Source organism: Anaerobacillus sp. QJM3NY_17 (genome assembly GCF_056173665.1).
The window spans coordinates 3,188,103-3,213,485 of sequence record NZ_CM149685.1 but is presented as its reverse complement, the minus strand read 5'-3'; the positions used below and the strand labels follow the sequence as shown (position 1 = coordinate 3,213,485).

The window sequence follows — 25,383 nt, the reverse complement described above, 5'->3', positions numbered from 1 at the left end:
CACTATCGATGTCAGACAATAAGGATTGAAGTCTGGTATACTGCTGATTAAGGTATAATAAAGGGGGAGCGCCATGAGTGTAATTGATGTATTATTCATTCTGCTTTCGGTTTTATGGGTAAGTGAATTTATCATGAAACGAGGAAAGAAAAACACAGAAACCTCTTCTTCTGAAAAGCGGTCCTTTGTTTTTATTTTGTTAGCGATCTCTGGTGTGATTATAGGAACGCTCTATTTTAGTGGGGTTGATCTTTTCACATTTCAAAACAACATATTTAATCAAGTTTTAGGGCTCTTTCTTTATGGAAGTGGGATTGTATTGAGATATTGGGGTATTCAAGAACTAGGACGCTTTTTTTCTAGAAATGTAGTAGTAGAAAGCAAAGTAGATCTTGTTAGTTCTGGTCCCTATCGTTTATTACGCCATCCTCTATATACTGGACTACTACTAATCATGATAGGATTTCCATTATACATAGGCACGTGGGGCGGCATTTTACTATCCATTCTACTCATTGTCCCGGCTCTCTTATACCGTATCCGGATTGAGGAAAGAATGCTCTATATGTCAGTTGGAGAAACTTATCACGAATGGGGAAAAGATAGATATAGGATTCTACCGTTCATTTATTAAAAGTTATCTTCATGGTTTGCGTTCATTTTGCGACCATTCGGGTCATCAGAAGAGCTTGAGGCATATTACAAAGCACGGCTATCGCTTGGGATATTAATCCATCATCAAATATTGGGATTAGCTCAAGTGAATGAGGGAACAAGAAAGAGATGACACAATAGTGAAAGAGGATTTAACACATGAATTATTCTAAGACATCGATTAATTTACGCAACAGCTTCTGGTTTCTTCCAGTCGTATATGGCACCATATCTATCGTAGTTGTCGCTCTAAGTACTTGGATTGACATTATGTACATTGCGCAATTGGATGGAACAATTCCAAAGCTATTTCTAGCTACGGAGAAAATCGCTCAGGCACTATATGCTCCGTTAATTACGGCTATATTAACCATGACAACCATTTCATTCTCGTCTATTATGGTTGTGCTGACAACTTATTCTTCACAGTTCTCACCGAGGGTGTTACAAGATTTTATTTCTGACCGCTTTACACAGCACGTGCTAGGTGTTTTTGTGGCAGGATTTATCTTTGCCCTTGTGAACATGCTTCTATTAACTGGTAAGGATGGTCGGATTATCTTATCGCCTCTCTTAACAGTGATCCTTGCGATTGCGTGTTTATTGTTCTTTGTATTGTTTATTCATCATTCGGCTACTTTTGTTCAGGTCAACAATCTGATTGAAAAAATCACCCGCAGATCGTTATACCTTGTAGAAAGTAAAAGTGAATTACATGAAGGTGAAACTTTTGAAAAGTGGGATAGATGGGAAGAAGAAGAGCTAAAAGAAGAGGCTGGAATACCGATATACAGTGAGAAAATGGGCTACATTCAGCGAATACCTTACGCTAAACTAGTTAACTTGGCTACTAAATATGAAAGTGTACTAAGACTAGATGCAGATGTAGGAAACTATGTACAAAACGGATCTAGGATTGCCACGATTTGGGCCAAAGATGCTTCTTCGGTTTCATCCAGTGATATATTAAATATCATTGCAATTGGAACAGAGAGAATAAATGACCAAGACTTAGAATTTTCAATTCAAAAACTAGTTGATATTGCTCTTAGGGCTATTTCTCCCTCTGTTAATGATCCTCACACGGCTGTGAACTGCACGAATCGAATTGGTACCATTCTCGCCAAAATTGGCAATACGTATGAACCTAAGGAAGCGTTTTTTGATGATAAGAGAAATTTACGTGTATTAACTACGCCTAAGCCTTTCTTTCAATATCTTTATAAGGCCTTTTATCAGATTAGACACTACGGTAAAGACGATGTATCCATGTTAAATGGTATACTTGATGCACTTATTTTAACCGCGGATGGTCAACGGAAAGAAATTAAAGCAGATGTTCAGCGATTCCATCACTACTTACTAACAAGTATTGATCTCGATGAACTTCCTGATCTTGATCGGGAATTTCTATTAAATACTTCCCGAGTATTAGATGACACATGCAAATAGTTAATAAAGGCTCCCGTTCTAAAACGGGAGCCTTTAATTTTGCCGCTCAGCATGGGCGAGTGTTTCGTCAGGTAGTTTAAATTGTTCAAGAACACTACTTTCTTGATTGCGAATCACAAAGTTTAATGGAAGACCGGTTTCTGGTTCAATCCAGATACTAAAAGTCATCTTGTCAAAATGTCCTTCTGTGATTTTACCTTGAACAAGAACAGTGGAATGAGTTCCATAGGTAGCGCTATGATTGGTGATTTTCCAGTTACGCTGATTTTCTAAGTACGAATGGGCAATAGAGCGAACTTTTTCCTGATCCTTCTGTATATCAATCATTTCTGTAGAGGCTAGGACATTTTCATATAACATTTCTTTTGTAAGAGAATGTTCACTAACACTAACAGAACTATTCTTAGGTAAAAGACCAACTTCAGATGCTGCAAATAGTCCAGTACTAACTACTAGGAAAAGAAGAGTAAGGTAGGTTAGCGCAATAGGAAAAAGGTTTTGTAGAGGTTTTATCAGATTGAATCTAGAAATGGATGTTTCCTTAATTCTTCTTCGAATATGATCTTTATGAGTATGATCGAAGGTGACAGCTTTTGTATCGATCATTCGCGAACGAAGGTCTTTCAATCGTTTGTCCATTGTCACCCTCCTTAGTACATTTCTTTAAGTAGCATCCTGGCACGACGTAATCTTGTTTTAACCGAATTTTCTTTAATTGATAACAAATCACTGATTTCTTGAACCTTTAAATCCTCAAAGTAATGAAGAAAAATGACTTCTCGATATTTGGCTGGAAGTTTAAGGACATTTGTAGTAAGTTCTTTATTTTCTTCTGACCCAATTAAGGCCATGTCAGGTTCAGAGTTGCTATGTTTAAATGTATTTAATAAGGATTGGGCGAACACAATATTTCGATAAGACCAGCTTTTGAGTACGTCTTTACATTTATTCGCAGTTATAGTTAATACCCAGGATTTGAGTGAGGCTTCCATATTAAAGGTATCTAATTTTGTATAGCAGGCAATAAAGACTTCTTGTGCAACATCTTCCGCTTTTTCTTTGTCTTTTAAATAACTGAAAGCAAGCCAAACAACACTTTCACCGTATTCATCCATTATCATTTCAAGGACCGCTTCCTTATTGGTAAGGTCAAGATATTCTGTTGATTCTTTGTTCCCCAAGGTTGCGCCTTCCTCCTTCGGCCCTTCAAACAAAAGACGATCTGCATGCGCGAAGGGTTTTATATAGTAAGTTTTCCATAATTTGTGTGTGTGTTTATTATAGAATAGTTTGATGTAAACTGGGTAGATTTTCCTTGAATTATATTCAAAATGTCTTATTTGAGAATAGGAATTCATGCTGGTCATCCTTCTAATATCTGATAAGATGAGTCAAAAGAAGGAGAACGCTGTGATGATGTGGAACGATTTCTGAGAGGAAAAAGACTCAAGTAAAGGATGAATGAAATGAAGAATGCAGCCCTAATTCCTACAAGTGCAAGTGATCGAATTCAATCAATTGATGCCATGCGTGGTTTTGCTTTGCTTGGTATTTTTTTTGTTAACATGGTCGATTTTCATTCTCCATGGATGTACGTTGATAAAATAAACTACTGGGGTGATCAATGGAATCAGCTTTTCATGAACCTCATTGATTTTTTTGCACAAGCCAGTTTCTACCCGTTGTTTTCTTTCTTGTTTGGGTATGGTTTTATTATTCTACAAAACCGAGTAACATCACGTGGCTCTAGATTTCTTCCTATAATGCTAAGACGCTTGCTATTCCTATTTATCATTGGAATCTTTCATTTTGTTGCCATTTGGCATGGAGATATTCTATTTACGTATAGTCTATGTGGATTATTGCTACTTTTCTTTATCCGAATGGAAGGGAAACGACTATTGCAAATAGGTCTGGGATTATGGTTGTTTTATGCCGTCATATTCTTTCTCTTGTTGCTACCGTTTAGTACGGCTGACTTAACATCGCATGACCCAGAAGCGATAAGAAATTCGATTCTGGTGTATGGTTCGGGAAGCTATATTGAGATTTTAAATGAACGAGTAAGCGATTGGTATTATGTAAATGGAGGAGTAAGTGGCGTTTTTCTTTTATTTTCTATTTTTCCTTATTTTCTAATAGGGGCAGCTTTTGCGAAAGAAGGATGGCTCAATGGGCATCGCAATCAGCTATCATTAGTGAAAAAGTTACTAGTTATCGGCTCACTAGGATTCTTGGTGAAGTTAACGCCTTTTGTTTTTGAATCTTACGCCTTTTCCCATCTTCAGGATAGTCTCGGTGGACCACTTGTTTCACTCTTTTATATGGCGGCTATCTCGTTAATTTATTATTCAGGAAGAAGTCTTAAAGCGCTTGAATGGGTAGGGAAAATGGCTCTTACGAATTATTTAATGCAATCTATTGTTAGTACGCTTATTTACTACAATTATGGATTGGGTTTTTATGGAGAAACAGAAGTAAGCACCGGGGTTCTTTTATTAATTTGTATTTTCCTTATACAAATCGGATTCAGTAGAGTCTGGCTATCTAAATTTAAGTATGGACCAATCGAATGGATTTGGAGAATGGTGACTTATCAAAGGCGATTCCCGTTAAAACGTGATCAGAAAGAAGGAATTGTATATGAAAATCATTGAGAAAGCAGTCGAAATAGCAGCGTTGGCTCATGATGGCCAATATAGGAAAGAATCAACGCTCCCTTACCTTTCTCACCCAATAACAGTTGGATTCTATTTAATGGAATCAGGAGCTTCTGAAGAAACGATTGCAGCAGGAATTCTTCACGATGTGATAGAGGATACATCAATGACGTATGAGATGTTGAACGAAGAGTTTGGTCAAGTTGTGGCGAATTTAGTAGCAGCGTGTTCTGAACCTGATAAGCATTTAGAATGGGAAAAAAGAAAAGAACATACGATTGAAAAGATGAAGCAGGCGCCATTTTCAGTAAAACAAATTACTTGTGCTGATAAACTTCACAACTTAACGACAATCAAACAAGATTATGATCAAGTAGGAGAACAAATTTGGCAGAGGTTTAACCGTGGTCGAGAAAAGCAAAAGTGGTATTATGAGTCGATTTACAATAGTTTACTAGAAGGCCTCTCACCTCAAGAGGCTCACTTTCCTTTGTTTAGTAGGCTAAAAATAACGATTGAAGAAGTGTTTTAGTATTGAGCTATTTTATGGCTCGTTAATTTTATGATTATATTTCCTACTCTAGGGTATTGGTAATTATATTCAAATAGAAGTAGGAGGCATCGTAATGGAAATTATTCTTTATGTAGCAGTAGCTATTATCGCAATCGTGTTCGCAGTATTAAGTGTATTTTTAATTAAAGTGTTAAAATCTACTGAAAAAACTCTTTCTAACACAGCAGAAATGATCGATTCTTTACAAGGGCAGATCAATGGATTGTCGAAAGAAACCACAATGATGTTGCATAAAACAAATGTACTTGCTGATGAGGTTCAATCAAAGGTTGGTCAATTCTCACCAGTGTTTGAGTCAGTTAAAGAAACAGGAGCTTCTCTTCAAAATTTATCACGTTCTTTTTCTAAGCTAAGCCACTCTGTTGAAAAAGGTGTTGAGTCGAAGCAGGGAAAAGCTGCGGAGGCGGCGAATTGGGGAAGTACTGCTCTGACAATGTGGGAAAAGTATCGATTTAAGAAATCAAACATTCAATCTGTTAAGGAGGAAGGATAACGATGAAAGATTCAAAACCAAACCATGAGGTGAAGGTTGAACGTGAGCCAGCACCAGAAGGATATTCATCCTCAACTAGAGAAGTGATTCGTATTGATCGAACAGATCCAGTGAAGTCAGAAAGTCAGTTTAAAGGTCCGGCAATAGCGGCCATAGCAGGTAGTATGGTAGGAGCAGCAGCTGGTGTTCTGCTTGCACCAAAGGCTGGAAAAGAGCTTAGAAATGATATTAGTGATAGTGTGACAAAGGCAAAAGATAAAAGTGTAGAAGTATCAGGTAACATGAAAAATAAATCGAGCGCTTTTGCTCAATCCGTCAAAACTAAATCAAATGACATTGTGGACAAAGTGAAGAATCGCAAAGGTGAGAAAGAAACACCTGCTGCAGAGGAAGAAGCATTAGTAAGCGGTTATTCAATCAAGCGAGCAGCAGAGTTAGACGAGTCGGAAGTTCCAATGTCTACAGTTGTTAATCGCGATGTCGAAAAGATAATCGTCGAAACAGAAGGTGCTGAAACGTTTGATGATGTGATTGAACGTGATGTAGAAAGAACTCTTGAAAGAGATCCAGACAACCCTGAAACGTTAGACGAAGCAGCCGAAATGGAACTGAAGAGAACTTATCGCAAGCGTAAATAAAATAAATAATGAACAACCGCCAAACGGCGGTTGTTTCATTGATGTAGAAAAGCAGATAGGCGCCTATGCGCCTATCTGCTTTTCTGGCTTTATAGTTAACTTATGGTCTATGAGGGATGGATTGAATTCACTTTCGTTGCTTCTCTTACCACATTTCTTGCTTCTGAAGCCTCTCGCTGATCTTTCATAGCTTTGTTCTCAATTTCTTTAATCGTCTGGATTGTAGGACCAGTCATGGTTTAATATACCCTCCTAAATTTGTTCTAGTAAACTCTTCCCCTGTCTCATAAAATAAAACGAAAATTCAGTAAAAAGTTGTAAAATGGTAAAAAAGAACGTGCGTCTTCTATAATGCGCTTACATTTCTTAATAATGAACGTTCAATAGGGCGAAAATGTGCGAGATTTGTAATCTCGTGACTAGTTTCGACGAAGTTATTTTCAATCGGCTTTAGATGGTGCACAATAATGATAGGAAGTCACATGATCTGAGACTATATCGCAAAAAAGGTGGGCATACGATGAAGAAGATATTAATTGTGGACGACCAGTATGGCATTCGAGTGTTATTAGGTGAGCTATTTAAGAAAGAAGGGTATCAAACACTTCAAGCTGCGAACGGTTTGACGGCAATTGAGCTTTTTAAGCAGGAATGTCCTGATCTCGTAATCCTCGATTTGAAAATGCCCGGTATGGATGGATTAGAAGTATTTAAATCGTTAAAGAAGTTTGATGAAAAAGTTCAGGTTATTTTTATGACTGCATACGGTGAATTACAGCTCGTGCAAGAATTTATGAAACTAGGAGCAATCACTCATTTTGCTAAACCATTTGATATAGAAGAAGTTTGCCGAACAGTAAAACGCGTATCCCCGCTGGATGAAAAAGAAATGGCCCGTACGAAGTAAAGAGTGAAAAGCCTGTCTCCATATGGAGCAGGTTTTTTACTGTAAGGAAGTCGAAACCTTTCATTATGTTAGAACGTATAGCTATCACAATGATAAAAGGGAGAGCTGTGAATGAACAACCACGAAATAGATTTTAAACTATATGGGGATGATATGCAGTTTGTAGAAGTTGAACTAGATCCAGGGGAAACTGTTATTGCTGAAGCAGGGAGCCTTATGATGATGGAAGATCATATTGAAATGGAGACTATTTTTGGCGATGGAAGTGGTCAACAAAGCGGGATAATGGGGAAATTATTTAGTGCAGGTAAGCGTGTTTTAACTGGCGAGAGTTTGTTTATGACGGCTTTTACAAATGAAGGAAAAGAGAAAAAGCATGTATCTTTTGCTTCACCTTATCCTGGGAAAATTATCCCTATGGATTTAAGTGAATGGGATAAGAAGATTATTTGTCAAAAGGATGCTTTTCTAGCTGCAGCAAAAGGCGTATCAGTAGGTATCGAGCTTCAGAAGAAATTAGGCACTGGTTTCTTCGGAGGAGAAGGGTTCATCATGCAGAAGCTAGAGGGAGATGGTATGGCTTTTGTCCATGCTGGAGGAACGATCCACAAAAAGGAGCTTCAAATTGGGGAAACGCTTCGTCTAGATACGGGTTGTTTAGTGGCGATGACTGGAGAGGTGGATTACAATATCGAGTTTGTTAAAGGAGTAAAGACAGCTTTATTTGGTGGAGAAGGGCTGTTTTTTGTAACGCTTAAAGGGCCTGGAACTGTATGGGTGCAGTCACTTCCGTTTAGTCGTCTTGCAAGCAGAGTATTTGCAGCTATGCCTCAAACGCCAGGTGGAAGTAAGGGCGAGGGAAGTATGGCAAGAGGTCTTTTCGATATGTTTAATGGGGATTAATAGAACCAAAAAGCTGCCTTTCATCAATGATTATCGATGAAAGGCAGCTTTTTGTATTTTACTTAATGACGCTTACGAGATTTAGTAGTAGATGGTCTTGGTACGTTCTTTCTAGTGAGTTCAAGATCTAGCTTTTGGGTGATTTTCTCAAGATACTTTTCTTCACCAGGGAGTAATAGCGTGACAACTGAACCCTCTTTCCCCATGCGTCCTGTCCGTCCTGAGCGATGCAGGTATGTTCTTGCATCTTCAGATAAATCATAGTGGAAAACATGAGTAATATTATCGATGTCTAGTCCTCTTGCAGCAAGGTCAGTTGTTAAAAGCAATTGGATTTGGTCATTACGGAAACGATTTAATACATTCTTTCTTTCCGTTTTATTTGTCGAACTATCTAATACATCGAATGAAATTTTCTTAGTTGCAAGAATGTCTTTCAATCGAGAGAGGTAGTTACTGTTGTTAACAAAGGCTAGCGCTTTTACACCGTCTTTACGAGCTAGCTTCCGCAGTAATTCTGGCTTCTCTCGTCGATTTGTCACATAGTAACTGTGGTCAATCGCTTTTTTGTCTTCTGCTGTAGCTTTGATGCTTAAGACGGATGGATTATCAGATAGTTTCTTTGCCTGCAAAAGCACTTTATCACTGAGCGTGGCAGAGAAGAAAAGGAGCTGACAATCTCTAAGCGCAGATTGACAAATATAGGAGACATCTTCAAAGGTAGACGGATGTAACACTTGATCGGCTTCATCAGCTACAAGGGTTCTTACTTCGTTCATTTTCAATTTCTTCATATCAATTAGCTCGGCAATTCTATTGGGTGTACCAACGATAAGCTGGGGGTGCTTCTTAAGCTTGTCTAACTGTCGTTTAATAGCAGCTCCCCCAATCATTGAAGCAGCTGTCATGTTACTGCCCTTTAGGAATTGTTGAGAAACTTCAAAAACCTGCATGGCGAGTTCTCGCGTAGGAGCAAGAATAATGGCCTGTGTATTTTTTTTATTTGGATCAAGCATTTGCATAATCGGTAAAAGGTAAGCAAGTGTTTTTCCAGTGCCGGTTGGAGCTTCAACTAGTAAGTCTTCTCCGTTCAAGATCCGAGGAATGGCTTGTTCTTGAACCATTGAGAAATTACTAAAGCCGGCAGCTTGCCAGTTTTCAGAAAGAAAAGGGTGTTGATCAAACATTGTCATATCGTTGCTCCTTTATTTTCGTATACAGTTGGCCACAGGGGGCTTCTGTTAAATGTCGTATCAGTACTTTATGTCTTTAACACTTTCATGATTGGTGCGCTTTTGTAGTGTTTCATCTTATTTTAACATAGTAGCCGTTGTTCAATACTTTCTCTCTTTACCTAGCTCTTTGGTTTTACCACAATAAACACCAGGAAATAAATAATGACTAGTCCACTAATTCACTATTGATCAGGTTCCTTTCATGTTTTGTTGCTTATTTAGAGGGAATGATTAGGAGAGAAGGAGGTAATGAACGTGAACGGATATTTACTTAGAAAGATGTCAGTATACACATTACTAGCAGGTATTGTGGCCGCTATATTCATTGGTATTACCCTTGGAGAAAACTTACCAAATTATTCAACTATTGAAGAACCTTATCCAATGCGCTGGATTATCGCATTAGGTGCATTTGGTGTTAGTGGAATTATTTCATCCATCCTCTATACTGGAGGCGTGATTGCCGACATCATTGTTAGAAAAGATGAAGGCAACTCTCTATAAATTGATAAAGAGCGCATCGCTTAGATGCGCTCTTTCTACGTTTTATATAACGATCGTTATTTATTAACAGTAACTCCTTCATTGCCGCGGTAAACATACCATAGAGATCTGTTGATCTCTCAAACAACGAAAGCCCTACCTCTCTTCCATCCTTACGGCTCCGAAGCCGCGCCAGTGTGAGTGAGGAGGATCAACAGCAATTGTAGTATGGCCATTAACTTGATACAAGCCAATTAGAATCATGCTGTTCATACCTTTCCAGTTATGAATTTTAGTTCTCCTTATTTTAAAGGAGCTAGTTGTTAATATCGGGTTTTTGTTACCCCAACTACACATTATACACGCTTGAGAAGGATTGTCAACTTTTTATTTGTTAATTATTTCCTCGAGAAATAAACTATTAAGCCAAGGGCAATCCCTAGCAAAGCACCACCGGCCACTTCAGCAGGCTGATGACCTAGAAGTTCATTTAGTTCAACATCTCGTCTCGCGTGAAATAAATCAGGATAGTGCCCCGATAATAGTTCGATGTCTTCATCTAGGTCATTGACCAATCGAGCGATCTCGCCCGTATGTCGTCGAATGCCCTGTGCATCATACATGACGATCACTCCAAATACGACAGCCAGTGCTGTTTCGACAGAGCTTTTTCCTGTTTTTAATGCTGTGTAAGTAGCTAAAGCAGATACACCTGCAGAATGAGAACTTGGCATTCCTCCCGTTTGAAAGAAAGGGCGCCAATCCCAATTTCCCGATTTCGCTTTATGTGTTACTATTTTTAATCCTTGTGCTAGCATGATCGCTGATAAAGCTGTATTCATTCCCTGGTTCATTTCGTGTTCACCTCATCGTTATTCTGGCAAAAAAAGCACATGATTATGACGTCTATCGGAGAAATTATGTAAAAAGGCGAAAGGAGGACTTCATATGAACATAACGCGTAGAGAAGCAGAAATGATTCGAACAGCTCTATCACCGTTAATAGATGATAACAACAAAGAAACATATGCAGGGATATTAGAAAAATTGGTGCTCACTCCGACTCTTTATCAATTTAGTGATTGGGAAGGGTTTATGAATGATTGTCTAGTTGATAACGAAGAATCAATTAATTAGTCAGGGCTACTCAGCACCTGACTAATTTTATTTGATAAGACACAAAGAAGCGAGCCAGATAAGAATTGTTTACATATGATGGATATTAGAGAGGAGGGGGGAAGCAAAGAAAGGGAGAGTGAAATAATGGCAAGTAATTCAAAATATACAATTACTAGAGATTATATTGATAAAGGTAAGTCCAGACCAAAAGAAAAAAATGATGGAATTAGCTTTATTGTCGCTCATGATACAGGTAATCCAGGTTCAACGGCATACGTAAATCGAGCCTATTTTGCTAAAAATATTATCTCAGCGTCTGCTCATACGTTTATTGATGATTCGATTATTCTTGAAATCATTCCATTAACTGAAAAAGCATGGCATGTACGTTATGTAACGGAAAAGGACAATCTCCTTTATAACGGAGATGCGAACGATAAAGCGATCGGTGTGGAACTTTGTTGGGGAGGAGGTATATCCTTTATAGAGGCATATGACCGCTATGTTTGGTACCATGCTTATTTATGTGATAAATATAAACTCGATCCTGAATCAGATATAGTTGCCCACTCAACACTTGATCCAACACGTAGAACAGACCCTGAGAATGCATTAAATCGCTATGGAATTACATGGTCAACTTTTATTGAAGATGTAACAGGCGTTTGGAAAAACTTTAAAGAAATAAGTAGCCCTGGGAAGGTGAAATCTACTACTAGCACACTTATTGTTAGTGCAGGTGATCGTGGGAAAGAAGTTGAGAGAATTCAAGACCTTCTCATTCGTGTAGGAATGGACCTGCGTGAATTTGGGGCGGACGGCATTTTTGGAAGAGAGACGCAGGAAGCAGTTGAGAAATTTCAGCGATTAACAGGTCTAGTGGAAGATGGGATTGTTGGTCCGAAAACACTTGCTGCTTTGAAGCGAGCTCCAAAAGGTGGATTCGCTATGAATGCTCCAGTAAGACCTTATCCTGGTCGATATGTGATGAATGGCGATCGTGGCAAAGATGTAGAGGCCGTTCAACGAGCGGTTAATGTGAACCCCGATGGTATCTTTGGACCCGCAACTGAAAAGGCTGTAAGAGCTTATCAGAAAAGAAAGGGATTATCAGTAGATGGGATTGTTGGTCCAGATACATGGAATATGCTTTTTTAAGTAGCGCATTGAGAACCTCCAACGCAGCTCTTCCAGCTTACAATGCAACAGAGGCAGGTATCGTCTCACTATCGAAATCATTGGCAAGTCGTTATGCGAAGCTGAAAATACGTGTGAACGTTATTTCGCCAGGACCAATTGATACCCCTCTTGCTTGGAAGTTATATGGCACAGAGGATGGGTTTCAGAAAGCCTATAAACAACATCCTAGAGGGTCATTTGGAACGCCTCTTGAAATCGTAAAAGTGGTTTACTTTCTATCAAGTGAGGACGCAAGTTATATTAATGGTCATAATCTTGTTGTTGATGGTGGGTATACCCTATCGTAGAAAAAAGCCCGTTATCGTTGATAACGGGCTTTTTTCTATGGTTTTGGAACCAGTAAATCAGGCATCCACTGCTTCATATGAAGATTCATTTCATTTAATAAATCAGGTTTTACTTCACTTAGCGGGTGGACTTTATACTCATTATCTACATAAGTCGGTGTAAATGCTGGGGAAGTGATTGAGAGCATAGAGTTTCCTCGGAAATTCTTTTTGACGAATTCAACCTCAAGAATGCCTCCGATATCTTTGTAATCCCCTTTTTGACCTGACCAAAAATTACCTAGTGAATAGGCAACCAATACATTGCGCTTGTCGTTTGTTTCAATCCATTCCAACGGCTGGAGAACGTGGGGGTGATGACCTAAAATCAGGTTTGCTCCCGCTTCAGCTACATAAGAACTGAGTTCTAGCTGGTTATTGTTTGGATAGCGTTCATATTCATTTCCAAAGTGTAAGCTTACAACTACCCCATCCGCTACCTTTTTGGCTTCTTGAATATCTTGAGTTATGAGTTGCTTATCAATGTAGTTCACAAGATAAGGTTTATTTCCAGGAGGGCGGAGGCCATTAGTTCCGTAAGTATAGGAGAGAAAAGCCAGCGTTATCCCATTATGTTCAATCGTTCTAATGATAGTGCGATCTTTTTTTGAAACATAACTTCCTGTATAAAGAACGCCGATTTTGTTCCAATGTTTAATCGCATTTTGGATGGCTTTTTCTCCTCGGTCTAAAGTATGGTTATTCGCCATCGATACAATATCTACTCCGGAATTTTTAAGTGCGTCCCCAACTTCTGTTGGACTATTAAAAGAAGGATAAGATGAAAGGCCGATTGATGTCCCGCCGATGACGGTTTCTTGATTGGCGATCGTAATATCAGCTTTCTTTAATTGGTTTTGAACATCTTCAAGCATTGGATTAAAGTTAAATCCATTGCCTACTACTGCCTTTTCATAAACTCGGTCGTGAATGAGTATATCTCCCACCGCCGAAAGCGTTAAGGAAGCATTCTGAATAGCTGTATTCTCCTCAGTTTGTTGAGAGATGTTCCGATAGGTCGTGAGCAGCTCAGACGGCTGCTGAGGTTCAGTTTCATTTTGTGTAGAAAGCACAACTATGAGACCAGCTACAATAAAGAAAAGTATTCCAACAATAACGGATGTTTTTTTCATTAAGTTCACCCATATCCATATGTATATTATTAATATGAAATTAGTTTGCATCACCGTTATATTATCACCTTTTGATGAGAAAAGCATGTTCCTATCAAAAGGATAGACATGGTGAATTCACCATGTCTATTGGGGCGTATGATGTGGTCGGATTTTATAGTTTGAATTAGAGCTCACTGAAACGGTGTGAATGTTTTCTAGAAAAGTAGACAGAGTGGTATTTTCTTGTTGAAGTAACTTCGTTAAGGTTGCTTTTGTACTTGTCCTATAGACGCCCTGTAGAGGTTTAAGTGTCCCATCTACCAATGGAATTGCGCCATCTGCATGATAACGCAATACGTTTTTAATTAGTTTACTTGTTATAGATGTTGAAATGGAAAGTGTGTCTACTTCAATAACCCATGCTATTTCTGTTCTAGCGAGAGATAGTCCGGCATGCAATCCTCCTATAGGTCCCCTATTTGGATAAAAGTCCGTAATGATGCGAATATTTGTTGGGACGTGTGGTAGTAACTCTCTAGGAGTATTTGTAACGATAATGACCTCATCTGCAATTTGACTCATTTTTTTGATCTGACATAAGATGATTGGCTCATTATGATGTAGTAGAAGGGATCTATGGTGACCGTTTACATAATCATTACGTCCTCCGGCTAAAATGATTCCTGTTAGCATGCTCATCACCTTCCAATTTTTTGTTACCTTAAATGTAATATGGTTGAGGAAAACTAGGCTGTAAACAATGTCACATTTTCAAGAGAAAAATGATTGAGGTGTGATGTATATCACACTTAGAATGGAGTGGAACTCTTATAATGATGCTAAGAGAAACATTATAGGAGGCGAAAATCATGAAAGTTACTTGTCCCATCTCCACTATGAATAAAGGCGGATACAATACACAGTCATTTTCAAAGGGTAATTTTATTAAATTAGCAGAATTAATGTATGAACAACAGGTTAAGCGTGGAGAAACGATTTATTGGGAAGGCAATGAATCGAATCATATATATTATTTGAAAAGCGGAGCAGTAAAACTTACGAAGAGTTCTGATGAGGGTAAAGATCTTGTACTCTATCATTTTCAAGCAGGAGATCTGTTCGGAGAATTCCATGATGATAGTCATGTGCAGAATAGCTTTAGTGCAGAAGCCATGACGGATTGTAGTCTAGGTATCATCCAGCAGAAAGATCTTGAAACAATTTTATGGCAAAATGGGGATCTTGCCATTGAGTTTATGAAATGGATGGGCTATATGCAGCGTTTTACCCAAACAAAATTACGCGATTTGATGTTCTTCGGAAAGCATGGAGCACTCGCTTCAACTTTGATTAGAATCGCCAATACTTATGGGTTTGAAGAAGGATCAAGTATTCGTATGACTACGAAGTTTACAAATGCGGAGCTTGCAGACTTGATTGGAGCAACTCGAGAAACGGTTAATCGAATGCTCAACCAGCTTAAGAAAGATGAGATTATAGCCTATGATGGGGGAGAAATCCTGATTGAAGATCTCGATAAATTGAAAGCCATATGTCATTGCGAAGGCTGTCCAAAAAACATATGCAGGTTATAAGGCGTGAGAGTTCAGGAGTTTTAATCCTGAACTCTTTTTTTGTCTTGATCGTGATGGCGTGCGGAGGTTGTGGAAGAGGATACTCGCCAAAATCGATAAATATTGGCTAAATTCAGATATATTAGCTAACTCGTGAATGTTCTCTTGTTTAGTGAGTTTAGTCACAGATTAGGAATGTGTATTCTCATACAATAAATCTATAGTGAAGTATAAAGGAGGATGAGTGATGGGGGCTCTTGAGGAGAAGAAAGAAACAGCGAGAAAAGTTGTAATAAATAAGGGAGGACCAAACCTGAAAGGGACGATGGTCGCAGTAATGTTACTTGGTGGCTTTATTCTATTATCCTGGTTTGGGGTTTACTGGCTATATATGGTTCGTCTTTAGAAAGGGGGAAAAGAGATGCACATGCACAAATTAGAAAGACTTTGGCTTATGATTGGAAGCGGGACACTTATTCTTTTTCTTTTAGTCATTGGTGTGAACGCTTTCGCAATGGGGCATACGCCACCGAGTGATAACGAAATTCTTGATCCAACAAAAGTAGATGTAACTGCGCCCTTTGATCAACCTGGTTTAAAGAAAATAGGTGAGAATGAATATGAAGCGGTTTTAGTTGCTCAAGCCTTCACCTTCCAATCAAATGATGAGCTGAAAATACCTGAAGGGGCTACCGTTCATTTTAAAGTTACTAGTAAAGACGTTGTTCATGGATTTCAAATCCCAAAGACGAATGTCAATATGATGATTACTCCTGGGCACGTGAATACCATTACACATACGTTTGATGAGGCAGGACAATTCCTGATTTTATGTAATGAATATTGCGGGGTAGGACATCAGGCAATGGGTGTACCTCTGGAGGTGACGAAATGAGTCATTCTATAGTAGATCGAAATGATGCAAAGCTCAGTATGGCTCATTTGTTAATTGCCTTTCTAGCTGTTCTATTAGGTGGTATTGCAGGATTACTACAAACGTTAGTAAGAAGTGGAACAATTCAGTTACCAGCAGGAATAGGATATTATCAGCTTTTAACTGCACACGGGATCTTACTCGCACTTATTTTTACAACTTATTTTATTATTGGGTTCTTTTATGCCGGCATGAGCAGAACAATGGGGAAGTTCTATGACCAACCATACCGTATGGCGTGGCTGGGATATATCATAATGACGATTGGAACAGTTCTTACAACTGTTATGGTTTTATTAAATGAGGGAACGGTTCTGTATACTTTCTATGCCCCGTTAAAAGCGTCTCCATGGTTTTATATTGGATTAACGTTGTTTATTATCGGAACATGGTTAGCGGGCGGTGCGATGTGTCATCAGTACTACATTTGGAAAAAAGTTTCTCATGAGAAGCTATCTCCATTATTTAGCTTCATGGCTGTGATGACGATGGTACTGTGGTTTGTCGCTACGATTGGTGTTGCTGTTTCAGTTATCTTTCAGTTTATTCCCTGGTCATTCGGTTGGGTGGATGAAATTAATATTCTTCTAAGTCGTACGCTTTTCTGGTATTTTGGTCATCCACTCGTTTATTTTTGGTTATTACCTGCCTACGTCTGTTGGTACGTTATTATACCCGAAATTATAGGTGGTAAAATTTTCAGTGATTCTTTAGCACGTTTGTCTTTCGTCCTTTTCTTGCTATTTTCGATACCGGTAGGATTTCATCATCAGTTACTCGAATCTGGCATTTCTCCTTTTTGGAAATTTCTACAGGTTGTGTTAACGTTTATGGTTATTGTTCCTTCACTCATGACGGCCTTCTCACTATTCGCTTCTTTTGAAATCGCTGGTCGTCGCAAAGGGGCAAAGGGCCTCTTTGGATGGTTCAGAGTATTACCATGGAGAGATGCGCGGTTCTTTGCGCCCATGGTCGGAATGTTGATTTTCATTCCAGCTGGTGCTGGTGGGATCATTAATGCAAGTAACCAAATGAACCAGATTGTGCATAACACGCTTTGGGTAACTGGGCATTTCCACCTTACCGTTGCCTCAAGTGTGGCTCTTACTTTCTTTGGCATTGCTTACTGGCTAATTCCTCATCTTACTGGAAGAGTATTGACGGGGAAAATGCACAGCATTGCGAATTTGCAAACAATTTTGTGGGCGATTGGCATGTTTTTTATGTCAGGAGCCATGCATACAGTGGGTTTACTTGGTGCACCGAGGAGAACAGCTTATACGACTTATCGGGATAACCCTGATGCATTAGGGTGGATTCCATATGAAGTGACGATGGCCGTTGGTGGATCAATCCTGTTTCTTGCCATTTTGCTGTTAGTTTACATTATTGTGAACCTCACGTTTTTTGCACCAAAAGGAAAAGAAGATTTTCCGATTGGAGAAGTGGCAGAAGATGCAGAGAAAACGCCTGCTATTTTGGAAAACTGGCGACTATGGCTTAGTATTGCGACAATACTCATACTTGTGGCTTATACAGTACCGGTCGTTCATATGATTGAACATGCACCACCCGGGTCTCCTGGGTTTAAATTTTGGTAATCAAAGCGCCGGTTATAATCCGGCGTTTTTCTATTGTACATCAGTTTGGTATAGTTAAGTTGGAAAAGAGGAGGGGTATAATTGAAAAAGTCTAATATCTTGTTTATTGGTGCTGGGCGCATGGCTGAGGCTATTTTCTCAGGACTTAAACAGTCTGGAAATATGGGGACAATTACGGTAACGAATCAATCTGATCAGAAGAAATTGGATGATTTGAGAAAAACGTATGATGTTGAAACAGGAGTATGGCAGGATGTCATTACCGAACATGATATTGTCATACTAGCAATGCCCCCAGCAGCACATCCAGCTGTTCTTAAAGAGCTAGCTGATCGAGTAACAAATCAATTTATCATTACAGTTGCTGCAGGCATAGGTCCTTCTATTTTAGAAGCATCACTTCCAGGACGTCCAACAGCCTGGATCATGCCGAATACAGCGGCTGATATCGGTGAGTCAATTTCATTATTCACGTGTGGAAATCACGTTACAGAGGATCATCGTGAAGCACTTCAGGTCATTCTGGATGCTATCGGAGAGTCTGAAGAGTTGTCTGAGAAGCAAATTCATGATCTTACTGCAATTACGGGAAGTGCTCCAGCATTTGTTTATCACTTAGCAGAGTCACTTGAAAAAACGGCTGCGTCTTATGGATTAACTGCTGATGTAGCGAGGAAGCTTGTTGTGCATATGATCTATGGATCTGCTTCAATGCTTAAAGATGGGCGAGACGCAGGAGAATTGCGTGATCAAGTGACAACACCAGGTGGGGCTACTGCTGCAGGACTAGATGTTCTGAGGAAAGGAGATTTCAGTCAGCTTCTGCATGAGGCGATTCTCGCTGTAAACGACAAAGCGGCTGAACAGGCGAAATAAAAAGAGGATGCCCATTAAAGCGGGCATCCTCTTTTTGATTATTATAAAATATAAGGTCCTAACAAGAAAATGAGTATTCCAAGATTTAATCCTAGCTGATAAGAAGTACGCTGAAGAATGGTCCATTCTTGGTCCTGTCCTATTCGACTGATGATGAAAGAGACAAGGAAGATAATCACTGGCCAGACGTATGGAGCTCCTTCAAACGTAAGATAGGTAGGGGCAAGGTTTTGAAAGGGGCCGTCAAGAATCGAAGGTAAGAAAATCATCTGGGACCCAACGCAAAGGAGGACAATTGTCCATTCTACCCAGCTCTTATCCTGCTCAACTGCAGTTGTATTTGCAAAATATAAGTACATTAAAGCAACTGCCGGTAGAATCAGAAAACCAAAGGAAAAAGCTAGCATTGCGAACATACCTACAATTGCTGTGAATGTATAATAAAGAGCGAATTTCAGATCATCTTTTGACGTTTCATTACTGCTCTCAATTACGGTTGAATCAGTAGATGCCCCATGTAAAACCAGGCCATTGTCTTCTTGGTCCATCCAAACTAGCGATTGATCTGTAATCGAAACAGGTCGTATTGAAAGTTCCTCACTTGTACTTCTTCTAGAAGCCACCCATTCTCCATCCTGGCGAGATGCTTCATAAATACTTATAACAGAACGTTTCGGAGATATTTCGCCGTCTGCACTAAACAACAGATGAGGTTTTCCATCTACTTTAGTTAAAGAGAAATAGTTAGGCCTTGGGAAGCTATCTCCTGTTTCAACATTAGTGATTTTCAAGAGGTTAACTTTAGCCTCTTCTCCACTAATACTTTCGCCGAAGTAAGTGTTAATCACTCTTGTTCCCTGTCTTGTTGCACTAACTGTATATGTAAACGTCAAGGTTTCATCTACCTGGATCATCTGGAGATTGCTGTATAATTCTCCTGACGAGAGAGGGGTTTCGTGAATAATAACTGGTTCTTTGCCCGGGTCAAATGTTAGAAATTGATTTGTATCTTCTGATTGAACATAAAGAAATAACTGTCCATTTTCTGCAAGGGTTCCACCTTTTATGTATTGAGGTAACTTCGTTTCTGAATCAATTGTTCCTTCTGGAGAAATGGCGTAAACCGTGTGGCGTGACCAGGCTATAACCCCATCATTTGATGCATTTATACCTTCAATCTTATTCAGGATGGATTGCTCTTCTCCATTTCGAGCATAGATAATTTCATCCTTTTTTTTGTAAATGGCTTGTTTATCATCAACATAGAAAGAGTACCCTTCAGGAATAACATACTCGAGATTTTCTGAGGATGTTTCAAGCTGTTCGTTTACGACGACTTTTCGCACAGGATCGCCGCTGAAATATAGCGTACTTACTTCTTCTTCATGTTCCACAAACATTTCACTATCCTCAGCTGCTACGTCTAAAGCAATTGTTCTACTCCATTCTTCGTCGGGTTTTTCTTGAAGAATTGACAGCTGATGGAGAAAAATTAATAACAAAATAACGAGGCCAGTTAGTATGGGAAGCCCAAATTTTTTCATTCAATCACTCCTTATTCCTTACATACGTTTGAATTTTACACAAGTTTCAAAAAATTTACAATAGGTTTTAGTTTGAATCGCCAAAAGATTTCGTGAATACAATACGGTAGCTAAATTCAGGGGGTACCGTTATGGATATGAAGAGGGTGAATGAGAGAATAGATGAGTTAGTAAAAGAAGCAGTAAGTCACCAGGAGAAGAATGGCTCATTTCATTACTGTTTTGAGAATAGTCTTCTAACTGATGCAGTTATGATTGTGCTCATAAGAACACTTGGGTTGAAAGAAGAAACATTAGTGGATCAGCTTGTCCATCGTTTGCTGATGAATCAGTCAAGGGGCGGGTATTGGAAGCTATTTGAAGATGATGAAGGGAATCTTTCGGCTACAGTTCAGGCGTATCATAGCCTCCTTTATTCGGGGAAAATAAAGCGGGAGCATCCTCAGATGAAGAAAGCTGAGTTGTATATCCGAAAGTGGGGAGGGATAGAGAGAACGGATTCAATGACTAAAGTTTTTCTAGCATTAAATGGTCATCTGGAATGGCCACAGCTTTTCCATTTTCCGATGTTATTTATGCTTATTCCTGGTTCCTTCCCGGTTTCTTTCTTTGATTTAAGCTCATATGCCCGCCTCCATTTTGCGCCAATCATCTTATGTCAGGATCTACGCTATTCGATTAAGACGAGCTGGACACCTGATCTCGCTCATTTATTAAATGAAGAACGCGTTTTTTCAGACGCTATCAAATCATTATGGGATTCCATAGTTCAATTTCCAGATAATCAGTTGTTCAAAGCAAGAAAGAGAGCTGAACAATATATGTTACAGCGAATTGAAAGTGATGGAACGTTATTAAATTATGCTACTGCCACATTTTTCATGATTTATGCCATGCTCGCCCTTGGTTATGAAAAACAGTCTCCGGTTATTCTACGTGCTATAGATGGTTTGAAGGGGATGTTGTGTTTGTCAGAGAATCATATTCAAAACTCTCCCTCTACGATTTGGGATACTGCTCTAATAACGCATACGCTCCAAGAAGCAGGACTTTCAAGTGTTGATCCTATCATTATGAAGGCAAGTAAATATTTAGGAAGAAATCAACAAACAAAGTTTGGAGACTGGGCGATGGCAAAACAGAATATTATACCTGGGGGATGGGGATTTAGTGAAGGAAACAGTATTCATCCAGATGTAGATGATACGACAGCTGCCCTGAGAGCAATGAAACATGCTTCTTCCTCAAACAGCTGGCAGCGAGGAGTGAACTGGATACTTGCGATGCAAAATAAGGATGGGGGATGGCCCGCATTTGAAACAGACCGAAAAGCTCTTCTATTGAAAGATCTACCGATCGATGGAGCGCAATCTTCTTTTCCTGATGATTCGTCAGCCGATCTTACCGGAAGAACTGTCGAATTTCTATGTAACTTCGCTGGGTTACAACATAATCATCCATCAGTAGTAAGAGGAGTAAAGTGGCTTGTTAGCAACCAGGAGAGTGATGGTTCATGGTGCGGAAGGTGGGGGATTTGCTATGTTTACGGTACATGGGCAGCTGTAACTGGACTGAAGGCAGCGGGGTATAGTGCGTCTTTTCCTGCAATCAGTAAGGGTTTAGAATTTCTTAAAAAGATTCAGCAGGAAGATGGTGGATGGGGAGAATCATGTAAAAGTGATGAACAAAAAAAGTATATTTCTCTTAGCTATAGTACACCTTCCCAAACCGCTTGGGCAGTTGATGCTTTAACAATTTGTGGAGATAAATGTGATGCACTTCATAAAGGAGTAGAGTATCTTACGAAAGGCGCTTTTGAAAATAAAGAACTCACTTATCCAACAGGAGCAGGATTACCAGGTGGCTTTTACGTTCACTATCACAGTTATAAAATGATCTGGCCGCTCCTTGCCCTTGCCCATTACAGACAATTGTTGAATCAGGAGTGAAAGAAAGAGCGGATGCACGATATGCATCCGCTCTTGATCGTTCTACTTTGCTTCGACGCCGCTTTTTTCAACTTCATTCACAGTGATTTCTCCAGTTCCACGAGGAATTTTTACTGTGTGTATCTTCTTCGCTTCAAGTGCTCTTGCAATAGCATTGGTTGCGTCTGAAGGGTCAATTTTGTCCCCGCAAGTATAGACATCTACTGAAGCATATCCGTGTTCAGGAAAACTATGAATGGTAAGGTGGGATTCAGCAATAATAACGGCGCCACTAATTCCCTGGGGCTCGAACGGGTGGAAGACTACGTCTCTAATTTCGGCTCCAGCTTCAAGTGCTGCACTAGCAAAGGTTTCTTCTATATAGACTAAATCGTTTAATTTCTCTTTGTTACAGTTCCACATTTCAGCGATAATATGGTGACCTAATGTTTCGATGGTAATAGCCTCCTTATTGGTTGCATCCTATAGTTTTGATTTTAGTAAATCGTTTTATACAGTTTTCTCCCCTATGAATGAGATATTTAAACATTAGGAGTGTCTTGATTTGACACCTTATGTTCAAAAGTTTAAACTTAAGAACAATAAAGAGACTTGCCTGAGGAGATGATACGATGGAAGTGATAGAAGAAATAGTAAGAACACAAAGAGAGTATTATTATAATGGAGAAACGAAATCGTATGCTTTCAGAAAACAAAAGCTAGAGACATTAAGAAAAGTCATTAAAGAATATGAACCTGAAGTATTAAAAGCACTTAAGGAAGATCTTCATAAATCAGAGTGGGAAGCTTATACAACTGAAATTGGTTTTCTGCTTGAAGAAATAAAGTTTACGCTAAAGCATTTAAAGGAGTGGATGAGCCCTGAGAGAGCGAAGTCGCCTGTCACTCATCTTGGTTCTAAAAGTTATGTTCATCGAGAGCCATATGGCGTTACATTAATTATTGCTCCTTGGAATTATCCATTCCAGCTGCAGATTGCCCCTCTTGTTGGTGCCATTGCAGCGGGGAACTGTGCCGTTTTAAAGCCATCGGAACTAACACCCGCAGTGTCTGCTGTGATTGCCAAAATGATTCGAGAAGTCTTTCCGCGAAAGTATATTGCTGTCGTTGAAGGTGGCGTAGATACGAGTACGGAGTTATTAAAGCAATCGTTTGATCATATTTTCTTCACAGGAAGTGTTCCTGTCGGAAAAATTGTGATGGAAGCTGCGGCTAAACAACTTATACCGGTAACGCTTGAACTTGGCGGAAAGAGTCCGGCCATAGTAAATAAAGATGCTAATTTAAACTTAGCTGCTAAACGAATCATGTGGGGTAAATTCACAAATGCTGGACAAACGTGTATCGCTCCAGACTATTTATACGTTCATCGTGATGTAAAGAAAGCATTGTTAGAACAAATGGCTCAAGTCCTGGTTGAATTCTACGGAGAAGATCCATTGTCTGATCAGAAATACGGTCACATCGTAAGTGATCGTCATTTCCAAAGATTAAAAGAATTCCTAAATGATGGTGACGTATTAATAGGTGGGCAACATAAAGAAAAGGAACGTGTCATTGCCCCAACAATTATGGATAATGTGTCTTGGGAAGATCCTGTCATGCAAGAAGAAATCTTTGGTCCGATCCTTCCTGTTCTTGAATTCACAGATATTCATACTGTGATTGATGATGTACGCAGACGCCCAAAGCCACTTGCTCTTTATTTTTTCTCAGAATCTGAAAAAATGCAAGATTTGATCACTTCTTCTATTTCTTTTGGAGGCGGATGTATGAACGACACGTTAATGCATATCGTCTCACCTTATCTACCATTTGGTGGTGTTGGTTCAAGCGGTACTGGAAGCTATCATGGTCAAGCGAGCTTTGAAGCATTTTCTCATCAGAAAAGCATTGTGAAACAAACAACGAAATTCGATTTTGCATTTCGTTATCCCTCTGCTAAAAACGGGCTAAAAATGATAAAAAGGATCATGGGATAACAAGGTTTTTTCTTTAGTGATCTACCGTGTCGTGATATGATTACGAAAAGCAGTACTCGAATGATTCTGAGCACTGCTCTATTCTCGATTAACTTAGGGGGAAGTAGATATGAGTAAAGGTGTTATTAGTCTTGGTGAAGCATTAATTGACTTTATTCCTCTGGACAAGGACAATCTCACGTATCAAAAAAGTCCTGGTGGTGCTCCTGCAAACGTATCCGTTGGACTTGCACGTCTCGGTGTTAACTCCACGTTTCTAGGGAAAGTTGGGGATGATGTCCTCGGACGATTTCTCCAAGAAACGCTAAAAAATTATGGTGTTGATGTATCAACGATGATCCTAACTGAGTCAGCCCGAACCGGAGTTGTCTTTGTTACAAATGCAGAAAACGGAGAGCGTAGTTTTGACTTTTACATAAACCCAAGTGCCGATCGCTTTTTGCATGCAGAAGAAATAAGTGACGATTTATTCGAGCGTCACCGTATCCTTCATTTTGGATCAATTTCAATGATTAGTGAACCTTCTAGAAGTGCAACTAAGGTAGCGGTTGAAAAAGCAAAAGAAAATGGATTAATCATTTCTTATGATCCGAACTTACGACTAGGCCTATGGGAAAGTGAAGAAAGAGCTAAAGAAACGATCGTTTCAATGTTATCAGAGGCAGATATACTAAAACTTTCTGAAGAAGAGCTCACATTCATTACAGGTGAAGAAGCGATCGAAGATGGAATTAAGAAGCTCGCTCATTATCGTATTCCAGTGATCTTTATTACTATGGGTGGTGAAGGTAGTCTCGTTTTCACACCAGACTACTCACTTAGAGTACCTGCTATGAAAGTTAAAGCCGTTGATACAACAGGCGCAGGAGATGCATTTGTTTCTGGCATTTTACACGGCTTCAATGAATATGAAGGCTCTCTTAGTGATCTATCGCGTGAAGAGCTTGAACGTATGACGCAATTTGCTAGCGTGTCTGGTGCTTTAGCAGCTGCAACGAAGGGTGCAATGACCGCTCTTCCAACGAAAACAGAAGTGGAAGAAATATTATTAAAAGAGTCGAAATAATGAAGCACCCCCGCTAATGTGCGGGGTGTTTTTGTGTACAAGATCGCCATTGCACAAAACTAGAATGAAGTCTTGCTGTAAGATACAATGAAAAAGGA

The 25,383-nt window shown here is 39.4% G+C and carries 29 protein-coding genes and 1 pseudogene; 21 read left to right on the top strand and 9 right to left on the bottom strand.

Annotated features, from left to right (window positions below; translation table 11 throughout):
* Positions 1 to 73: 73 nt before the first annotated feature.
* Positions 74 to 634, top strand: a complete 561-nt coding sequence (locus AC0VYV_RS16800; protein WP_475365670.1) for a methyltransferase family protein — start codon at positions 74 to 76, stop codon at positions 632 to 634.
* Positions 635 to 813: 179 nt separating this feature from the next.
* Positions 814 to 2,106: a DUF2254 domain-containing protein gene (locus AC0VYV_RS16795; RefSeq protein ID WP_475365669.1), complete on the top strand. Its 1,293-nt coding sequence runs from the start codon at positions 814 to 816 to the stop codon at positions 2,104 to 2,106.
* A 33-nt stretch (positions 2,107 to 2,139) separates the two neighbouring features.
* Here AC0VYV_RS16795 and AC0VYV_RS16790 read toward each other — a convergent pair whose 3' ends face one another.
* Positions 2,140 to 2,745 carry a hypothetical protein gene (locus AC0VYV_RS16790; protein WP_475373997.1) on the bottom strand — a complete coding sequence of 202 codons (606 nt, stop codon included), beginning with the start codon at positions 2,743 to 2,745 and terminating at the stop codon, positions 2,140 to 2,142.
* A gap of 11 nt (positions 2,746 to 2,756) precedes the next feature.
* Complete coding sequence (locus AC0VYV_RS16785; protein WP_475365667.1) at positions 2,757 to 3,287, bottom strand: sigma-70 family RNA polymerase sigma factor; 531 nt, start codon at positions 3,285 to 3,287, stop codon at positions 2,757 to 2,759.
* Positions 3,288 to 3,572: 285 nt separating this feature from the next.
* Between AC0VYV_RS16785 and AC0VYV_RS16780 the strand changes: the two genes are divergently transcribed.
* The 4 genes from AC0VYV_RS16780 to AC0VYV_RS16765 all read left to right on the top strand — a co-directional run bounded on the left by AC0VYV_RS16780 (position 3,573) and on the right by AC0VYV_RS16765 (position 6,471).
* A complete protein-coding gene (locus AC0VYV_RS16780; protein WP_430241851.1) occupies positions 3,573 to 4,763 on the top strand; it encodes a DUF418 domain-containing protein in 1,191 nt (396 codons plus the stop codon).
* Positions 4,750 to 5,298, top strand: a complete 549-nt coding sequence (locus AC0VYV_RS16775) for an HD domain-containing protein (protein WP_430241853.1) — start codon at positions 4,750 to 4,752, stop codon at positions 5,296 to 5,298. The genes AC0VYV_RS16780 and AC0VYV_RS16775 overlap by 14 nt, the downstream gene beginning before the upstream one ends.
* A 94-nt stretch (positions 5,299 to 5,392) precedes the next feature.
* Positions 5,393 to 5,833: a DUF948 domain-containing protein gene (locus AC0VYV_RS16770; RefSeq protein WP_475367829.1), complete on the top strand. Its 441-nt coding sequence runs from the start codon at positions 5,393 to 5,395 to the stop codon at positions 5,831 to 5,833.
* Positions 5,834 to 5,835: 2 nt separating this feature from the next.
* A complete protein-coding gene (locus AC0VYV_RS16765) occupies positions 5,836 to 6,471 on the top strand; it encodes a YtxH domain-containing protein (RefSeq protein ID WP_430241857.1) in 636 nt (211 codons plus the stop codon).
* Between the two features lie 107 nt (positions 6,472 to 6,578).
* Here AC0VYV_RS16765 and AC0VYV_RS16760 read toward each other — a convergent pair whose 3' ends face one another.
* Positions 6,579 to 6,707 (bottom strand): hypothetical protein, encoded by a 129-nt coding sequence (locus AC0VYV_RS16760; protein WP_430241858.1) that lies wholly within the window; start codon positions 6,705 to 6,707, stop codon positions 6,579 to 6,581.
* Between the two features lie 284 nt (positions 6,708 to 6,991).
* On the opposite strand from AC0VYV_RS16760, the gene AC0VYV_RS16755 reads away from it, so the two are divergent.
* Both AC0VYV_RS16755 and AC0VYV_RS16750 read left to right on the top strand, forming a co-directional pair.
* Entirely contained in the window at positions 6,992 to 7,378 is a 387-nt protein-coding gene (locus tag AC0VYV_RS16755) for a response regulator (RefSeq protein WP_430241859.1), read from the top strand.
* A gap of 111 nt (positions 7,379 to 7,489) precedes the next feature.
* Positions 7,490 to 8,281 carry a TIGR00266 family protein gene (locus tag AC0VYV_RS16750; protein WP_430241861.1) on the top strand — a complete coding sequence of 264 codons (792 nt, stop codon included), beginning with the start codon at positions 7,490 to 7,492 and terminating at the stop codon, positions 8,279 to 8,281.
* A 62-nt stretch (positions 8,282 to 8,343) separates the two neighbouring features.
* On the opposite strand, the gene AC0VYV_RS16745 is transcribed toward AC0VYV_RS16750, so the two are convergent.
* Positions 8,344 to 9,474 (bottom strand): DEAD/DEAH box helicase, encoded by a 1,131-nt coding sequence (locus AC0VYV_RS16745; RefSeq protein ID WP_430241863.1) that lies wholly within the window; start codon positions 9,472 to 9,474, stop codon positions 8,344 to 8,346.
* Between the two features lie 297 nt (positions 9,475 to 9,771).
* Between AC0VYV_RS16745 and AC0VYV_RS16740 the strand changes: the two genes are divergently transcribed.
* On the top strand, positions 9,772 to 10,020 hold the full coding sequence (locus AC0VYV_RS16740) for a hypothetical protein (protein ID WP_226614886.1): 249 nt from the start codon (positions 9,772 to 9,774) through the stop codon (positions 10,018 to 10,020).
* Between the two features lie 377 nt (positions 10,021 to 10,397).
* On the opposite strand, the gene AC0VYV_RS16735 is transcribed toward AC0VYV_RS16740, so the two are convergent.
* Positions 10,398 to 10,853 carry a divergent PAP2 family protein gene (locus AC0VYV_RS16735; protein ID WP_475373996.1) on the bottom strand — a complete coding sequence of 152 codons (456 nt, stop codon included), beginning with the start codon at positions 10,851 to 10,853 and terminating at the stop codon, positions 10,398 to 10,400.
* Between the two features lie 94 nt (positions 10,854 to 10,947).
* Between AC0VYV_RS16735 and AC0VYV_RS16730 the strand changes: the two genes are divergently transcribed.
* From AC0VYV_RS16730 to AC0VYV_RS16715, 4 genes and pseudogenes are all read left to right on the top strand, one after another.
* Positions 10,948 to 11,136 carry a hypothetical protein gene (locus tag AC0VYV_RS16730; RefSeq protein ID WP_430241866.1) on the top strand — a complete coding sequence of 63 codons (189 nt, stop codon included), beginning with the start codon at positions 10,948 to 10,950 and terminating at the stop codon, positions 11,134 to 11,136.
* 126 nt (positions 11,137 to 11,262) lie between these two features.
* Positions 11,263 to 11,799 (top strand): annotated as a pseudogene (locus AC0VYV_RS16725) (peptidoglycan recognition protein family protein); the annotation flags it as partial.
* Between the two features lie 21 nt (positions 11,800 to 11,820).
* Positions 11,821 to 12,276 carry a peptidoglycan-binding domain-containing protein gene (locus AC0VYV_RS16720; RefSeq protein ID WP_430241901.1) on the top strand — a complete coding sequence of 152 codons (456 nt, stop codon included), beginning with the start codon at positions 11,821 to 11,823 and terminating at the stop codon, positions 12,274 to 12,276.
* A complete protein-coding gene (locus AC0VYV_RS16715) occupies positions 12,258 to 12,605 on the top strand; it encodes an SDR family NAD(P)-dependent oxidoreductase (RefSeq protein WP_475372780.1) in 348 nt (115 codons plus the stop codon). The genes AC0VYV_RS16720 and AC0VYV_RS16715 overlap by 19 nt, the downstream gene beginning before the upstream one ends.
* A gap of 35 nt (positions 12,606 to 12,640) precedes the next feature.
* On the opposite strand, the gene AC0VYV_RS16710 is transcribed toward AC0VYV_RS16715, so the two are convergent.
* The gene (locus tag AC0VYV_RS16710; protein WP_475372779.1) at positions 12,641 to 13,777 is read right to left on the bottom strand and encodes a CapA family protein; all 1,137 of its coding nucleotides are present in this window, start codon (positions 13,775 to 13,777) and stop codon (positions 12,641 to 12,643) included.
* A gap of 126 nt (positions 13,778 to 13,903) precedes the next feature.
* Positions 13,904 to 14,452: a molybdenum cofactor guanylyltransferase gene (locus AC0VYV_RS16705; protein WP_430241871.1), complete on the bottom strand. Its 549-nt coding sequence runs from the start codon at positions 14,450 to 14,452 to the stop codon at positions 13,904 to 13,906.
* Positions 14,453 to 14,628: 176 nt separating this feature from the next.
* Between AC0VYV_RS16705 and AC0VYV_RS16700 the strand changes: the two genes are divergently transcribed.
* From AC0VYV_RS16700 to proC, 5 genes are all read left to right on the top strand, one after another.
* Positions 14,629 to 15,354 (top strand): Crp/Fnr family transcriptional regulator, encoded by a 726-nt coding sequence (locus AC0VYV_RS16700; RefSeq protein ID WP_475372778.1) that lies wholly within the window; start codon positions 14,629 to 14,631, stop codon positions 15,352 to 15,354.
* Between the two features lie 226 nt (positions 15,355 to 15,580).
* Entirely contained in the window at positions 15,581 to 15,739 is a 159-nt protein-coding gene (locus tag AC0VYV_RS16695; protein ID WP_194219170.1) for a cytochrome c oxidase subunit 2A, read from the top strand.
* Positions 15,740 to 15,754: 15 nt separating this feature from the next.
* A complete protein-coding gene (locus AC0VYV_RS16690; RefSeq protein ID WP_430241875.1) occupies positions 15,755 to 16,228 on the top strand; it encodes a cytochrome c oxidase subunit II in 474 nt (157 codons plus the stop codon).
* Positions 16,225 to 17,868 (top strand): b(o/a)3-type cytochrome-c oxidase subunit 1, encoded by a 1,644-nt coding sequence (locus AC0VYV_RS16685; protein WP_475365659.1) that lies wholly within the window; start codon positions 16,225 to 16,227, stop codon positions 17,866 to 17,868. The genes AC0VYV_RS16690 and AC0VYV_RS16685 overlap by 4 nt, the downstream gene beginning before the upstream one ends.
* Positions 17,869 to 17,949: 81 nt before the next feature.
* A complete protein-coding gene (proC, locus tag AC0VYV_RS16680) occupies positions 17,950 to 18,744 on the top strand; it encodes a pyrroline-5-carboxylate reductase (RefSeq protein ID WP_475365658.1) in 795 nt (264 codons plus the stop codon).
* Between the two features lie 41 nt (positions 18,745 to 18,785).
* Here proC and AC0VYV_RS16675 read toward each other — a convergent pair whose 3' ends face one another.
* A complete protein-coding gene (locus tag AC0VYV_RS16675) occupies positions 18,786 to 20,288 on the bottom strand; it encodes a hypothetical protein (RefSeq protein WP_475373995.1) in 1,503 nt (500 codons plus the stop codon).
* Positions 20,289 to 20,419: 131 nt separating this feature from the next.
* Between AC0VYV_RS16675 and AC0VYV_RS16670 the strand changes: the two genes are divergently transcribed.
* Positions 20,420 to 22,237, top strand: a complete 1,818-nt coding sequence (locus AC0VYV_RS16670) for a terpene cyclase/mutase family protein (protein ID WP_475367826.1) — start codon at positions 20,420 to 20,422, stop codon at positions 22,235 to 22,237.
* 42 nt (positions 22,238 to 22,279) lie between these two features.
* Here AC0VYV_RS16670 and speD read toward each other — a convergent pair whose 3' ends face one another.
* Complete coding sequence (gene speD, locus AC0VYV_RS16665; RefSeq protein ID WP_194219625.1) at positions 22,280 to 22,672, bottom strand: adenosylmethionine decarboxylase; 393 nt, start codon at positions 22,670 to 22,672, stop codon at positions 22,280 to 22,282.
* 176 nt (positions 22,673 to 22,848) lie between these two features.
* Between speD and AC0VYV_RS16660 the strand changes: the two genes are divergently transcribed.
* Both AC0VYV_RS16660 and AC0VYV_RS16655 read left to right on the top strand, forming a co-directional pair.
* A complete protein-coding gene (locus AC0VYV_RS16660; RefSeq protein ID WP_430241882.1) occupies positions 22,849 to 24,219 on the top strand; it encodes an aldehyde dehydrogenase in 1,371 nt (456 codons plus the stop codon).
* A 109-nt stretch (positions 24,220 to 24,328) separates the two neighbouring features.
* Positions 24,329 to 25,285 (top strand): aminoimidazole riboside kinase, encoded by a 957-nt coding sequence (locus tag AC0VYV_RS16655; RefSeq protein WP_430241883.1) that lies wholly within the window; start codon positions 24,329 to 24,331, stop codon positions 25,283 to 25,285.
* The last annotated feature ends 98 nt before the right edge of the window (positions 25,286 to 25,383 follow it).

Bases quoted from the DNA above. Each gene is read 5' to 3' on its own strand.
- AC0VYV_RS16800 (WP_475365670.1), top strand. From the start codon at position 74: ATGAGTGTAATTGATGTATTATTCATTCTGCTTTCGGTTTTATGGGTA.
- AC0VYV_RS16795 (WP_475365669.1), top strand. From the start codon at position 814: ATGAATTATTCTAAGACATCGATTAATTTACGCAACAGCTTCTGGTTT.
- AC0VYV_RS16790 (WP_475373997.1), bottom strand. From the start codon at position 2,745: ATGGACAAACGATTGAAAGACCTTCGTTCGCGAATGATCGATACAAAA.
- AC0VYV_RS16780 (WP_430241851.1), top strand. From the start codon at position 3,573: ATGAAGAATGCAGCCCTAATTCCTACAAGTGCAAGTGATCGAATTCAA.
- AC0VYV_RS16775 (WP_430241853.1), top strand. From the start codon at position 4,750: ATGAAAATCATTGAGAAAGCAGTCGAAATAGCAGCGTTGGCTCATGAT.
- AC0VYV_RS16770 (WP_475367829.1), top strand. From the start codon at position 5,393: ATGGAAATTATTCTTTATGTAGCAGTAGCTATTATCGCAATCGTGTTC.
- AC0VYV_RS16765 (WP_430241857.1), top strand. From the start codon at position 5,836: ATGAAAGATTCAAAACCAAACCATGAGGTGAAGGTTGAACGTGAGCCA.
- AC0VYV_RS16760 (WP_430241858.1), bottom strand. From the start codon at position 6,707: ATGACTGGTCCTACAATCCAGACGATTAAAGAAATTGAGAACAAAGCT.
- AC0VYV_RS16755 (WP_430241859.1), top strand. From the start codon at position 6,992: ATGAAGAAGATATTAATTGTGGACGACCAGTATGGCATTCGAGTGTTA.
- AC0VYV_RS16750 (WP_430241861.1), top strand. From the start codon at position 7,490: ATGAACAACCACGAAATAGATTTTAAACTATATGGGGATGATATGCAG.
- AC0VYV_RS16745 (WP_430241863.1), bottom strand. From the start codon at position 9,474: ATGACAATGTTTGATCAACACCCTTTTCTTTCTGAAAACTGGCAAGCT.
- AC0VYV_RS16735 (WP_475373996.1), bottom strand. From the start codon at position 10,853: ATGAACCAGGGAATGAATACAGCTTTATCAGCGATCATGCTAGCACAA.
- AC0VYV_RS16730 (WP_430241866.1), top strand. From the start codon at position 10,948: ATGAACATAACGCGTAGAGAAGCAGAAATGATTCGAACAGCTCTATCA.
- AC0VYV_RS16715 (WP_475372780.1), top strand. From the start codon at position 12,258: ATGGAATATGCTTTTTTAAGTAGCGCATTGAGAACCTCCAACGCAGCT.
- AC0VYV_RS16710 (WP_475372779.1), bottom strand. From the start codon at position 13,777: ATGAAAAAAACATCCGTTATTGTTGGAATACTTTTCTTTATTGTAGCT.
- AC0VYV_RS16705 (WP_430241871.1), bottom strand. From the start codon at position 14,452: ATGCTAACAGGAATCATTTTAGCCGGAGGACGTAATGATTATGTAAAC.
- AC0VYV_RS16700 (WP_475372778.1), top strand. From the start codon at position 14,629: ATGAAAGTTACTTGTCCCATCTCCACTATGAATAAAGGCGGATACAAT.
- AC0VYV_RS16695 (WP_194219170.1), top strand. From the start codon at position 15,581: ATGGGGGCTCTTGAGGAGAAGAAAGAAACAGCGAGAAAAGTTGTAATA.
- AC0VYV_RS16690 (WP_430241875.1), top strand. From the start codon at position 15,755: ATGCACATGCACAAATTAGAAAGACTTTGGCTTATGATTGGAAGCGGG.
- AC0VYV_RS16685 (WP_475365659.1), top strand. From the start codon at position 16,225: ATGAGTCATTCTATAGTAGATCGAAATGATGCAAAGCTCAGTATGGCT.
- AC0VYV_RS16675 (WP_475373995.1), bottom strand. From the start codon at position 20,288: ATGAAAAAATTTGGGCTTCCCATACTAACTGGCCTCGTTATTTTGTTA.
- AC0VYV_RS16670 (WP_475367826.1), top strand. From the start codon at position 20,420: ATGGATATGAAGAGGGTGAATGAGAGAATAGATGAGTTAGTAAAAGAA.
- AC0VYV_RS16660 (WP_430241882.1), top strand. From the start codon at position 22,849: ATGGAAGTGATAGAAGAAATAGTAAGAACACAAAGAGAGTATTATTAT.
- AC0VYV_RS16655 (WP_430241883.1), top strand. From the start codon at position 24,329: ATGAGTAAAGGTGTTATTAGTCTTGGTGAAGCATTAATTGACTTTATT.